Source organism: Photobacterium leiognathi (genome assembly GCF_030685535.1).
In the GTDB taxonomy this organism is placed as follows: Bacteria; Pseudomonadota; Gammaproteobacteria; order Enterobacterales; family Vibrionaceae; genus Photobacterium; species Photobacterium leiognathi.
Genome location: NZ_CP131599.1, coordinates 27,260 through 40,664 on the forward strand (window position 1 = coordinate 27,260; position 13,405 = coordinate 40,664).

At 40.6% G+C, this 13,405-nt stretch carries 9 protein-coding genes, 1 tRNA gene and 2 pseudogenes; 4 read left to right on the top strand and 8 right to left on the bottom strand.

What is annotated here, in order from left to right; genetic code table 11:
* Window positions 1-80: 80 nt before the first annotated feature.
* Window positions 81-1,805 carry a class I SAM-dependent methyltransferase gene (locus Q7674_RS00120; protein ID WP_045066411.1) on the bottom strand — a complete coding sequence of 575 codons (1,725 nt, stop codon included), beginning with the start codon at window positions 1,803-1,805 and terminating at the stop codon, window positions 81-83.
* 623 nt (window positions 1,806-2,428) lie between these two features.
* Entirely contained in the window at window positions 2,429-5,278 is a 2,850-nt protein-coding gene (locus tag Q7674_RS00125; protein ID WP_107229628.1) for a M16 family metallopeptidase, read from the bottom strand.
* 285 nt (window positions 5,279-5,563) lie between these two features.
* Between Q7674_RS00125 and Q7674_RS00130 the strand changes: the two are divergent.
* Window positions 5,564-5,665: pseudogene (locus tag Q7674_RS00130) on the top strand (helix-turn-helix domain-containing protein); the annotation flags it as partial.
* Window positions 5,666-5,809: 144 nt separating this feature from the next.
* Here the strand turns inward: Q7674_RS00130 and Q7674_RS00135 are convergent.
* From Q7674_RS00135 to Q7674_RS00145, 3 genes are all read right to left on the bottom strand, one after another.
* A tRNA-Asn gene (locus Q7674_RS00135) sits at window positions 5,810-5,885 on the bottom strand.
* A 345-nt stretch (window positions 5,886-6,230) separates the two neighbouring features.
* Entirely contained in the window at window positions 6,231-6,692 is a 462-nt protein-coding gene (locus Q7674_RS00140) for a helix-turn-helix transcriptional regulator (RefSeq protein ID WP_080892253.1), read from the bottom strand.
* A 172-nt stretch (window positions 6,693-6,864) separates the two neighbouring features.
* The gene (locus tag Q7674_RS00145; RefSeq protein ID WP_237156757.1) at window positions 6,865-7,185 is read right to left on the bottom strand and encodes a tetratricopeptide repeat protein; all 321 of its coding nucleotides are present in this window, start codon (window positions 7,183-7,185) and stop codon (window positions 6,865-6,867) included.
* Between the two features lie 95 nt (window positions 7,186-7,280).
* Here Q7674_RS00145 and tnpA point away from each other — a divergent pair, with 95 nt between their 5' ends.
* The 3 genes and pseudogenes from tnpA to tnpC all read left to right on the top strand — a co-directional run bounded on the left by tnpA (window position 7,281) and on the right by tnpC (window position 9,518).
* Window positions 7,281-7,592, top strand: coding sequence for an IS66 family insertion sequence element accessory protein TnpA (gene tnpA, locus Q7674_RS00150; protein ID WP_045065525.1), 312 nt, complete (start codon window positions 7,281-7,283; stop codon window positions 7,590-7,592).
* Window positions 7,589-7,822, top strand: coding sequence for an IS66 family insertion sequence element accessory protein TnpB (tnpB, locus tag Q7674_RS00155; protein WP_305422169.1), 234 nt, complete (start codon window positions 7,589-7,591; stop codon window positions 7,820-7,822). Before tnpA ends, tnpB begins: the two co-directional genes overlap by 4 nt.
* Before the next feature lie 179 nt (window positions 7,823-8,001).
* Window positions 8,002-9,518 (top strand): annotated as a pseudogene (gene tnpC, locus Q7674_RS00160) (IS66 family transposase).
* A 49-nt stretch (window positions 9,519-9,567) separates the two neighbouring features.
* Here the strand turns inward: tnpC and Q7674_RS00165 are convergent.
* From Q7674_RS00165 to Q7674_RS00175, 3 genes are all read right to left on the bottom strand, one after another.
* The gene (locus Q7674_RS00165) at window positions 9,568-9,735 is read right to left on the bottom strand and encodes a hypothetical protein (protein ID WP_237156758.1); all 168 of its coding nucleotides are present in this window, start codon (window positions 9,733-9,735) and stop codon (window positions 9,568-9,570) included.
* 422 nt (window positions 9,736-10,157) lie between these two features.
* On the bottom strand, window positions 10,158-11,699 hold the full coding sequence (locus Q7674_RS00170; protein WP_052679903.1) for a GTPase: 1,542 nt from the start codon (window positions 11,697-11,699) through the stop codon (window positions 10,158-10,160).
* Entirely contained in the window at window positions 11,696-13,402 is a 1,707-nt protein-coding gene (locus Q7674_RS00175) for a dynamin family protein (protein WP_305422173.1), read from the bottom strand. Before Q7674_RS00175 ends, Q7674_RS00170 begins: the two co-directional genes overlap by 4 nt.
* Window positions 13,403-13,405: the final 3 nt, after the last annotated feature.

The following is a 13,405-nucleotide window of genomic DNA, read 5'->3' on the forward strand; positions in this document are numbered from 1 at the left end:
AGCCAATATGACGATTGCCCCCTTGTCATATTAAAGATAGTGATGATTAATAATGTAGGTTACTGCCTCAATCTACAGATTTACCACTCACCAACAAGCAAACGACTTTTCACACCATTAACTTGCAAGCCCATCACTTCAAATACATCATCAAAATTGCGACAAGCTAACGGTAAATGAGGCAAAGATAATACGGCTTCATCAAAAAAACGTTTCTGCTCTTGCTCGGTTTGCCACGCGATTTGCCACCAATTGACGATACGCTCTCTCGAATCAATTAAACGACGTCGAGTCGGCACACGTGCTCGTTTTTGGTTATTTTCGGTTTTACTTGCTGGCAATAAATTCCATTTATCATTATTCGGCCAGTAAGCAAATGGTAGACAGTGATCTACTTGATAATCAGGTTGTAAGCGTCTACCACTCCAAACACTTTCCAGCTCAACACCATTTTGCTGTAAAGCCTTGATCTTTTGGCGCACACCACTGGTATCATGGCTTTCATCAATCCATTTCAAGCAATCGAAATAGGTTTGTAAAGGAATACCTCGCTCTTCATTTAATTTATAGCGACGCATTTCCGCTATCCATTGATTAACGACTAATGGCTCAATCCAACTACTATATAAACGCAAACATTCCCATAAACTTTCGTCTAACACGAAATTACCAAACTCAGCTAACGCTTCAAGTTCCAGCACAAAAGCATCCGTTGTACGTGCTTTCTCTCGTTCCATTTGAAATAAGGTATTCTTTTTATCACCTTGATAAATAAAGGTAACAGGACCATCTTGAATCGTTTTTAAACTATCTCGAATTGCAGTTTGGAGCGCTTTTGCTTCATCACCAACAAACATAGCTCCTATTGATAAATCATCTGCACTAAGATGCGTCAGCTTTTTCCAGCCTTGTTCTTTTACAAAACCAAGACCTTTTTTACAATCACTACTTTGCTGAATACCACAACCGTCAATATCAATGTCTATCAAGCGCTTAAACTGTCGTATCCAGTACAGCGCCACTAAGCCTAGTGGTAAACGTACCTTGTTATCTTCACGGCTAAGTACCGCACCGGGATGTGCATCTGCGATATGTAAAAGTGTACGTAGTAACGCCAATTTATAAGTAGCAGATTTGGCATCATTCACAATGATTTGCCTAACCTTGAGCAGATCGCCTGTACCATCATCAGGCAACTGCATCACTACTGTTTGCCATTGCACGCAATTGCGGCCTAATTCATCAGCGTCTAAGTCAGAAATCAAGTTAACTTGAAGCGCATGTTTCTGTGCCAACTGTTCTAGCTCTTCAACACTGACATCATAAGCTTTTCGAACATCAGAAAAGTCGCCATAGCGCAGCGAGATCACTAACTTTCCACTCGGTGCGAGAAGGTTGGATAATTTACGAAAAGCACGTTCACGCACAGAAGATGAAAGGTGCATCCAGACTGCAGATAACAAAATACAATCAAAACGAATACCAAGCTCAACAATGCTGTTTAGCTCTGGTAATTGATCATCAAGCCAAGTGATTTTATCCGCATACTCTTGCGTATATTTTTCACCTTGTTCACGTAATGCTTGCGCGGGCTCTATCGAATAAACATCACAATGATGCTTCGCAAACCATAGTGCATCACGTCCTGCTCCTGCACCAACATCAAGCACTTTCAAAACATTTTTTGATGAACTAGCAGGCCAATGTGCTTGCCAATTTTGATGCACTTTCTCAAAGCTCAACGACTGGTATTGCTCACTCAGGATAAGCGCATTTTGGTCATAAAAATCAATGGTTTTAGACATGATGATAGTTCAGAAAATAACATGTTTTCATCATACTGTAAGTCATTGATATTCACGATATGAAAATCAGTAAGTTATTAAGTTTACGAAGGTTTAAATAATGTGTGAGCGATAATCTAAAGATATGAATGTGATACTTGTATGAAAATGTAATTCGAAATGAATGCAACATCTCATTCTGACCAACCAGAAACTCTCTTTTCCCTTTAAATGTATTCGGATCCTGAGAATCTCTATACCCAAGTAACTTCAAGATGCAGTGTTCAGCGAGACGACCTTAGTTCTTAGGCGCGGCAACGATTTGTAGATATAGTGGTTCTACATTGAGAATCGTTAACAAAGTCTGAGAGCTAAGGACGCTCGCCCTTTGGGAGCGTGTCACTGAGCTGACTTCTTGCGTCAGACAACTTGGAAAGAGCTCGCTATTCCGCTTCGATGTCTTCCTTGAATTCAACTCAGTGACCTCGCTCTGAATCAGACATATTGAAGTCGCTTGGGTATAGATGTAATCAATGTCCCAGAGAAGCGGTTCTCTTCGTATAAAGATTAACCGTCGAGGTTTCCATAGTCTCTATTGTAGTGATAACAACTAGCACAAAGTGCTAGTTGTTATTGAGTGACAATTACTTGGTTAAAGTAAGAGAGTGAACAGGTAACCCTAAGGTCTTCAATTGCGGTTCTAAACTCTTAGCATCACCGACAACAATAATCTGATAGTCTTTAGGATTAAACCATTTATGTGCTAACTCATTCATCGTGCTTTTACTGATACTATCAACAATATGATTGCGCTGAGCGACAAAATCTTTAGGTAGATTATAAGTTAGAATATCACCTAGTAAGGCTGCTTTCTGACTCGGAGTCTCATAACTAAGGGCATCTTGCTGACCAACCGCTAAGCGCATAAAGTTAACCTCTTTATCGGTTACCCCTGATGTACTCATTTTCTTAAGTTCAGCTAAGAATTCTTTAATCGAAGCAACAGTAGCATTTGCGCGAACTTGAGCGTAATACACGCCGAGCCCTACCTCTTTACCACCACTGAAGTAACCGCCAGCCCCATAGGTATAGCCTTTATCTTCACGTAAATTCATGTTAATTCGACTATTAAAGTTACCCGCTAAATTAAAGTTCGCTAACTGAGTTTTAAATAGCTCACCCGTTGCATCAAATGGCATCCCTTGACGCGCTAAACGGATCTCCGTTTGTGGAGCATCAGTCTTATTCACTAACCAAATTGCTTGCTGCTTTAATACAGGTAGAACTTGTGGCGTAATACTTGGTGCTGGTGCCCCTTGCCATTGACCAATAGGCGCTAATGCTTTCGTTAATTGAGACTGGGTAATATCTCCTACAACAACCGCATCAGCACCGTTTGGCGTGTAATAACGCTGGTAGAAATCTTTCACATCTTGCAGCGTAATATTACTCAATGTTTTCTTGGTACCACCTTCTGGACGACTAAATACCGTCCCTTTAAATAATACTTCTCGGGTTGCTTGGCTTGCTAACCAATCAACATTTTGGTGCGCATAAACAATACCTTCAATCATCTGCTTTTTAAGGCGGTTAAAATCACTTTCTTTAAACGCTGGATGGAATAAACGCTGCTCTAATAACGCCATAGTTTCAGGTAAGTTTTTGGTTAATGTGCTTAGTGATATTGTTGTGCCATAAAGCCCTGCATGAACAGAAATACTGCTACCTAGCGTCTCTAACTTAGAAGCTATTTCTTCAGCAGTAAACTTCTCTGAACCTTCATTCATCATGGCTGCGGTTAGCTCAGCTAAGCCTTCTTTACTCGCAGGATCTAAACGATGTCCAGCTGGTACTGTTAACTGCAAGCTAATGGTTGGGGTTTCTTGATACTGAGTACCAATCACTTTGATCCCGTTCGCCAAGCTAAACTCATATAGTGTTGGCATTACCGCTTTAACAGGTTTTGAAGCCTTCGGCATTACTGAACGATCAAAGTTGTCTTTGACGGTGCGATACGCCAGATCTTTATCTTCAATCTTGGGATTTTTCGGTAACACACGAGGGGCTGGCGTATAGTTAGGTTTTGCCGCCTGCAGCTGTAATTCACCATGTGGAACAACACTTACCGTAACACTAGGATGCTGATAAATATACTGATTATAAGCCTGCATAACGCTTTGCGTGTTCACTTTATCAATGTTCGCTAGATCCGTTGAAATATAGTTCGGGTTACCAAATAATGTCTGATAAGCCGCTAGTTGTGAGACTTTACTGTCGACACTTTGTAAGCCATAAATCATACTCGCTTCAACCGAACCTTTAATTTGATCCAGTTGTGCTTTTTTGATCCCTTGTTGTTCAATACCATTAATTACTGACATTACTTCTTTACGTAATGTATCTAGGTGACCTTTGCCACCACTTGGTGCCCTCGCATACACATACATGGTACAAGCAAGCTCTGCACAATCTTGAAAGGCCTCTGCATCAACAGCTTTACCTGTCTTCACCAGTTTTTGATAGAGCAAGCTATTAGTACCGTTACCAATCACTTGGCCTAAAATATCTAGTGATGGTTGTACCGTTGCACCTAAATACGCTGTCGGCCATCCCATAACTAACATAGGTTGCTCAATATCATCTTGCAATGTAATGTAACGATCAGACGGCAATGTCACAGGCTGCTTCGGTGCATTCTTCACTTCAGGACCACGCGGAATAGAGCCAAAGTATTTATTTACCCACTCTAATGTCTGCGCTTTATTAATATCACCACCAATGGTCAACGTAGCATTATTAGGTCCATACCAACGAAGGAAAAAGGCTTTTAGATCGTCCACATCAACACGATCTAAATCTTCCACATAACCGATGGGTTGCCATGAATATGGATGGCTACGTGGATATAGGGCTTCATCCATTCTTTCATCAACCAAACCATACGGACGGTTTTCAACACTTTGTGCACGCTCGTTTTTCACCGTATCACGCTGAATTTCGAACTTACGCTGTGATACTGCATCCAGTAAGAACCCCATACGATCGGACTCTAACCACAAGACTTTTTCTAGCTGATTCGCAGGTATCGTTTCATAGTAATTTGTAAAATCACGGCCTGTACTACCATTTAGATCACCACCCGCTTCAGTGATCAATTTAAAATGCTGTTGATCACCAACGTGCTTAGATCCTTGGAACATCATATGCTCAAAAAAGTGAGCAAAACCTGACTTGCCTTGTTGCTCGTGTGCTGAGCCCACATGGTAAGTCACATCCACACTCACTAACGGATCAGAATGATCCGGCGATAAAATAACAGTCAAACCATTAGCTAAACGGTATTTGCTATAAGGGATCATAACTTCACCCTTCACCGCTTTGACTTGCTCGACAAACGTCACTCCTTTCGGTAACGCTTGCGTTGATGACGACTCTACAAATTGACTATAGCTCGCTAGTGACAGCAAAACACCACTCAGGATCCATTTTTGCATTCTCGAATTCCTTAAAACGGTAATGATGGAAAAGTCTCGGTACTACTGAAGCTAATGCGATATAACGTGATGTTTTTCAAATAAATATAATTACAGTACACCACCAAAATCACATTCATAACTAACGGCCAAACATAAAGAACTCCTATAATTGACATTCAGCACAACAGTAAAACCTAGTACTGTATTTTTTAAACCACAATAAAACTTTATGACTTTCTTTTATCAGGAAGTAGGTGAAAAAAATGTCGAAAATAGTAATTCTGAGTCCAGAAAAACGAAACAACAACACGAGTTGATCTTGATGTGATTGAACAGCTTTGCGATTACTTAGATATTACGGTAGGTGAGTTGTTTGAAATCCAGAAAGACAGCAAAACTGATTAGATTATCTAATAACGACAGTGCTAACCGATGAGATAATGATTAAAGCCTACGAAAAATGGTGGTCACCGTTTGGTCACCGAGGATTTTTTTAGTGATTTTTTACAGACGTAAAAAAACCCGCAATTGCTTGCGGGCTTTTCTATTTGGCTCCTCCTGCTGGACTTGAACCAGCGACATACGGATTAACAGTCCGCCGTTCTACCGACTGAACTAAGGAGGAATTGTTTGGAGCAGGCAGCGGGAATCGAACCCGCATCATCAGCTTGGAAGACTTAAACCCACCCGTAATTTAATTAGAAAAAAGAGAAAGTGAAAAGTTAAGTTTTTTAATTTCAGTATATTACAAACACCACATTTGTATAACCTTTAGCCGTTTTTTAAGCAATTAGACCACTTACGATCGCATTTTGGTCACCAATTTATGTGTATCTTTTACACATAAATTTCACTTCTATTGTTTCTTTTGATAGAAAAATCATTATAAAAGCTAATTAATAAAACAGTCTGACTAACTTAAAACACTTAAGAAAGTAAGTTAATTTTTCACATCTCGATTTGGATAAATCTAGCTTTTCCTCAATCCCATACGGCACAACTGACGAAAGTCTTTCGGGCTCACATCAGTATGACGCTTGAAAAATTTAGTCATATTCGTTGCTTCATTAAAGCCAAGTTGTTCAGTTATATCTGTGATTGAATATTGGCTAAAAGCTAACTGAAGTTTTGCTTCAATCAAAGCTCGTTCATCCAGCAATTCTTTAACACTTATCCCTGCGTTATCTTTCGCTAACTTATCTACCTGTTTAACACTTTTCCCAATAGACAAGGCAATCTCTGCGACTGAAAGGCGTTGACGAAAGTGTTCATCGGTGTAACTTTTTAAACGGTAGAAATCACTAACACCTAACTGCACTTGTTTGGCATTAGCCTTATAGATAGGTACGATGGTTTTTAGCAATACGCTACGGAGTAAACTGCGAATGATTTCTGTGCGAAATTCAAATTCAGAATAGAACTCTTGCACCATAACTCGAAACAGAGCGTCGATATCATCGGTGATATTGTAGATGCAAAGTAGAGACTAACGACTGATCACAGATAAACGCTTTCTCTTCATACTCAGCCGCTAACTCAAATTTGCTGTCTTGATAATGTAGACCCGCCAAATTTTGATACCCACCGACGAAGTTTCCATCAATTTAAATACTGCGTTGAAACTGCTCGGCGGCTAAATCGCTGTCACCTTGATAAAAGTAGTTAAATCCAAGGTGGCAATACACCATTGGGCTGTTTTCATTGAGAGAAATAGACTCCTGCAACATTGTTTTAGTCATCTCGTAATCGCCCAATTGCTGATAAACAAAACCACATTTACTTTTAAATTCATGCTCAGAAAGCAGCGATTTATATAGGTTGGTAACAATCATGGCCAACTGACACATCTGCGCAGCCATTAAGGTTTCAAACAAAAATTTCAGTTGGGACTCTGTAATTGAAAGTGACTCAAATAACTCACTCATTACTAGAGTAAAACTGTAAGCGCCTCATAAACCCCGCATTCTAATCACCTAACACGAATAATAAGATCAAGTCTCCAACCATAAGGAGATTTGAAATGGGAAAACGACGCACCAATCAAGAATGGCAAACGCTCATCGAGCAATCTGAATCGAGTTCATTGTCAACGCATGCATTTTGTAAGCTCAATGAACTCAATCCCTCAACGTTTTATGCTAAGCGCCTGCAACTCAAAAAAGCATCTTTCTCTCAAAGCTTTGTGCGAGCTGAGGTCGTCGAAAAGACGACGAAGTATCAAGCTCAAATAGCAACCGCTAACATGACTCTTCTTATCAATGATGTTGAACTGAGCATTCCGCCAGGCACGCCAGCGGCCTACCTGGCAGAGCTTATCGGTGCGTTGTCATGAAACGCATGCTCAGCGCCCCAGAGATTTACTTATATCGTGAAAGCGTCGATTTTAGAAAGTCCATCAACGACCTTGCTGCGATTATCGAAAGTGACACCAACTTACCTTTAGGAAGTGGTGCGCTGTTCCTGTTCACCAACAAACAGCGTGACAAAATCAAAGTGCTGTACTGGGATAAAACAGGCTTTGCGCTTTGGTATAAGCGCCTTGAAAAAGCCAAGTATAAATGACCATCAAAAGAGAAAAATGAGGTGTTTAGCTTAACTCAATTCGAGCTTGATAGACTGCTTGCTGGCTTCACGATTATCGGCCACAAACCCGCTCGAATAAACGATTTTACAATGACTTAATCGATAATTTAGCCTTATCCACCAAGCGTTAACGGCACGATTTTAGTATAATAAATGCCATGAAAAAGACGCCAAATATTAACCCTGAAAGCCAAGATGTTGCCGAGCTACAAGCGATGGTGAAAGCATTGATGGCGTCAGAAATCCAATTGAAACAAGAGCGCCAATCTCTACTTGAACAGCTCAAGCTTGCCTTCGACCGTCAGTTCGCTAGACGCTCGGAGGCATTAAAGCCTTGCAATGAATCGCAAGGTGATCTCTTCAACGAAGTGGAATGTGAAGCCGCTAAGGAAGAAGAGGTTGAAGTGGTCACGACAGCCACTAAAAGGAAGAAACGCGGTAAACGCAAGCCACTTCCAAAGACCTTGCCTCGTGAGGTTATCGAACTCGATTTAGACGACCATGAAAAGCAGTGTTCATGCTGTAATCATGAACTTCATAAAATCGGTGAAGACCGCAGTGAAAAGCTGGAGTTTTCACCAGCCGTGCTCAAAGTGCTGGAAGATGTTCGTCCTAAGTATGCTTGTCGTCAGTGCGAGCAAACTGAAGACAACAGCCGTATCGTTCAAAAGCCAGCGCCGCAAAGTATTATCCCTAAAAGCTTCGCGACAGAAAGCTTGCTGGCAAATACCAATACGCAATGCCACTTTACCGCCAAGAGTCGTTGTTTACTCAGTCGGGAATCGAGCTATCGCGAACCACCATGGCAAGGTGGGTTATCCAAGTCAGTGAAAAGTTCAAACCACTCTATGCCGCCCTAAAAGAGCACTTACTTCAACAAGTTGTGATTCAGGCGGATGAAACACCACTCAATGTTCTCAAGGAAGATAAGCAATGCTACATGTGGCTCTACTGCTCGGGCGCAGACTCGCCCGATGCCGCACTTCCTAACGTGAAAAATATCGCCTTGTACGATTATCAAAACAGTCGAGCGAGAGCATGCCCTGTTGCCTTCTTAGGGGATTACAGTGGTTATCTGCAAACCGATGGCTATGGGGCCTATGATGGGCTTCACCAAGTGACCAATGTTGGCTGCTTGGCGCATGCACGTCGCAAGTTCATGGATGCTAAGAAGCTGCAAGGCAAAGGTAAGTCAGGTAAAGCAGATAAAGCGCTTAGCAAAATCCAGAAGCTCTATGGGATAGAATCGCGCTTAAAAGGTGCGAGTGTCGAAACACGAAAAGCAGAACGTCAACAGTATGCTAAGCCGATACTGGATGAGCTGTACGAGTGGATGACGACTCAACGAGTGATAGCATCTAGTCCGCTCGGCAAAGCGATAAAATATACGCTCGGCCAATGGCCCAAGCTCATCCGCTATATCGATGACGGTCATTTATTAATCGACAATAATCGCGCTGAACGCGCAATAAAGCCGCTGGTCATTGGCAGGAAGAACTGGTTGTTCTCGAACACACCAAATGGTGCTGCGGCGAGCGCGATGCTTTACAGCATCGTGGAAACAGCCAAAGCCAACGGGCTTATCCTCTATGACTACATGGTCAAGTGCATGAAAGAGCTCGCGAAAGCTGAGCCTGATATCGATGCGCTCCTACCTTGGAACTTCAAACATTAACAACATCGCCCCGTGGGTTCATGGGGCGCATACGTAAAACTTTCATGCTCTAACCAGTCGAGTTGATTTTATCTTGTTCACGATCTGCTTGGGCAAATTGGGCACTTAAAAACATCAAACGATCGTTAAACTTTGACTCAACGTCTTGTTGTGATGGTAGTGAAAGAAGTTGGTTTTGTAGATATTGATAGAGTTCTAACCATTTAGTGCTGATCATACATAACGTCCGACTTAAATTTCAGCACTAATATTGAGTATTTTATTAATGGTCAAAAGGTTATTTTTACCCCTGAAATGGTAGTTTTTCTCCCTTTACTATCAAATATGTTTTTAATCAATTATTAAAATATAATAAGCGCTATATCCATCATCATTTTAAAACTCTCTTATATTCATAGCAAACGCATGTATTTCTTTTTATTAAAAAAATTAAAAGTGTAGATAGAAGCTAACCTACGTTTTTTGTATTCACACTTAGCTATTAATAATTGGTTAAAATGTATATCGAGGGCTTAGACAGTTAACTTCCGTCACTCCCTCCTTTTATTAAAGATACAAATAAGCTAACAGCAGTTAATATACGGTCACAGACAACAATGCCCTTCTATGAAATGAATGCGAAGGGCATTATATGAATGATTACAATGTTATCGCATCAAGATCGTTGGCATATTTTTGCAACAAGTGATGCTCTTGTTTTTGTTGCTCATCACTATCGTTAATAGCCAGAATTTGATTTTCCAACAGACCTTTTTGAGCATTAAAGAAAGCATCGATCATGTCACTAACAGATTTCGTTAATTCACGGATCACGATATTACAAATTTGTTCAACCGCTTGATGAACCTCAATAGCTTGTTGACGCTGAGCTTGATTTTGTTTTTCCTGCTCAGAATGCGCTGAATATGTATCCCAAAAGAATGTCACAACTTGGATCGCAATTGCAGCTCTACCAGCCCATTGACCTAGTGTTTTTTCCCAACGTCCTTTTAAGCCTGGTATTTTTAGCTTACGCCCCATTAACAAGGCTTCTTTTAAATTGCCTTCATTTGAAACAAACTGTCTCATCTGAGATAAGGCGTTATCAACAATAGGATTGGAAACAGACTCTAGATCATGATGTGTCATCGTCGATTCAGAAGACAGATCAACCAATAAACGGCTGGAAGATTGACCTAATTGATTTTGCACCCACGTTTCCATTTCACTATAAAGCGGTGAAAATAGACTTTGCAGACGACTGTCAAACTGAGCTTGGTCAGTAGAGCTCCGTAATATTTGACTAACTTCTGATTTCGATAGCGTAACTTCATGAGAAATATAACTGCGAGCTTCTATTTTTAAGGCATTTTGCTGTGCTGTTTGCTGGCGACATTCATCATTAAGAGTACGAAGCTTACCGGAGTCACTTTCAAAATAAGACAAGGACTCCAATGCGGGCGTATACCACAAATTGTGGATCAATCCTTTCACTTCTTCTAACAACCGAACTTGGGTTTCCTGCTCTTGTACCCAATCAGAAAAAGCAGCGATAAAATCAAGGTACCCAGAATGTTCAAGTAATTTATCACTGTGTTTTAAGCGACCTGTCAACGCCGTTTTTACGTTCATTGGATAAATTTGAATATCTCGAACCTGCTCTTCTGATATGCCATATTGCGAAGCCAATTGGCATAAGATCGTCATAATTTGACGATGAGAGGCTATTTTATCTTCAATGTTAGTAAGCTGATGATTCAAAACAATAAAAACATGTTTACCTTGCTTTACCATATCAAATAAACGTTCATAAACATCTTTTGCATCTTGATCACCTTCTCGGATCACAAACAACATCGCACTGGTACGTTTAATTTGTTCATTCGTTGTATTTTCATGCTCTATTGGTGCGTTAACCCCTGGCGTATCTAATAAGTGATAACCATTCCACTCATAGCAATCAATGCTATCTGTTGTTGGAATATCGTTCACCACAGCCGACTCAGTCCCTAAAAGAGCATTTACCAACGTACTCTTACCTGCATTATAAGAGCCATAAAGCATCACTTGCAGTGTCTTATCAGCAATACGCTGCTGGATCTCAGATTGAACACGAGTTAATGCGGCAGCATCCATATGTTGACTGACAATCGATTTCGATTGCTCAAGGTTTGACAATACATCACAAAAAGCATGATTCATCGCTTTAACTCCACAACTTGTGTTTCAAACAATTCAATTTCAAGCGCTATACGCTCAGCAAAACGTTGGGTCGGTAGGATAGAGGTAATCACATCTTCAAACACGTTTTCAACCAACTTTGGCAAGACTTCATTAATTCGTGAAACCGTTTTAGTAATCACACGTTCACTGGAAACCCCCACCGTTTCTTTTACGGTTTCAGTTTCAACAAAATATTCTCCAGCATAACTAGCCGCCGTACCGCCAAGCAAACCACCAAGGGCGCCGCCAATAACAGTTCCCACACCAGGAAAAATAAGACTGCCAACATAAGCTCCTGTTGCAGCACCGCCCGCGGCACCAACACTTGAGCTCACACTTTTTGCAACTCCCCCTTTCACTTGCTCAATATCAACCGTAATGTCTTCAAATTCACCTAAAGAATCACTCGATAACGCACAAGAGACTGCCTGCATTTGTGAAACGTACTCAGAAAGAACCTTTTGCAAAGAGTCATTAATAGTGTGCTCTAATAGCTGATTGATCTCTTGACTCATAGCCTCTTTATTTCGGCTTTTCGCATGTCGTTCAACAATATCGGGGATATTAACTACAACCTCATTAGTAATTTCAAGAGATAAGGATCTTTTGCTATGGCGAAGATCATTGATGACCTCTTGAGAGTCTTTGATCAATGCATTAACTTGTGGTTTTACATGTTGATTCAAAGAGCCAAGTACATCAGTGTCAAGAAAGTTGATGATTTGCTGCTCAGCTTTTTTGACTTTATAGGCTTTGGCTTCGTTTATAATGCTCTCTAAACACCCAAACAATCGATCTAATCCAGCCTCAGCAAAGGCATTGTCAGAATCACAATATTTTTTATAGGCAAATACAGAAATAGAAACCGCAAGCTTAACAGGTACTGCCAAATCCAAGCCACGAACACGTTGAATTACATCATCTTCCTGAAGGAGTCTTACATCCTGTGATTTGTTTTTCAGTATTTGGATAATATCGTCGTTTTCTTCATCGTATTCTTCATCCATTACATCACTACGAGTAATAACCGATTGAAGCGGCTTTTTCTTTTCTAGCTCCAGTTTGAGATCGTTCAGCTCTTGAACTTGACCTGGAGAGCTTGATGGAGTTAGCCAAAGTACAGCATCGGCGCTATCAGTAAATCGTCGAGTTAAATCTCCGTTTTCATCATTAACTGAATGTAAACCTGGAGAGTCCAGTAAAACTAAATTATTACCTAACTCAACCCCTTGAATCGTGACGGTTGTTTCAACAACACCTTCAGCAAATACCTCATCAAAATACTGAACCTGACCATTTTCAAATCGAAATCGCTTGATTTGTGATGCATCAAATTGAGATGTTAAAAAGTTACAAAAAGAGCTCTTACCAGCATTCACCTTGCCAAACACCAAAAAAATCACCCGATCTTGGTATTGCTCAGAGAGTGCTTTCATAGGTGACGCGGCTTCTAGCTTTTGCTCCCATTCATCAATGCTCAATAACACCGATTTTTTTAACTGCTCTGACAGCTGATACAGCTTATTATCGTGATTAATCTTTGAAAATTTTACATTCAATGCCTGACGCAATGTTTCTTGCAATACATCTTTCTTATGCTTTAACGCCTCTTCCTTACCTGATACAGCACGAAAATCGGCATCAAAAGTCTCTAAAGCCGTTATAAATGGATTTTGATGCATAAT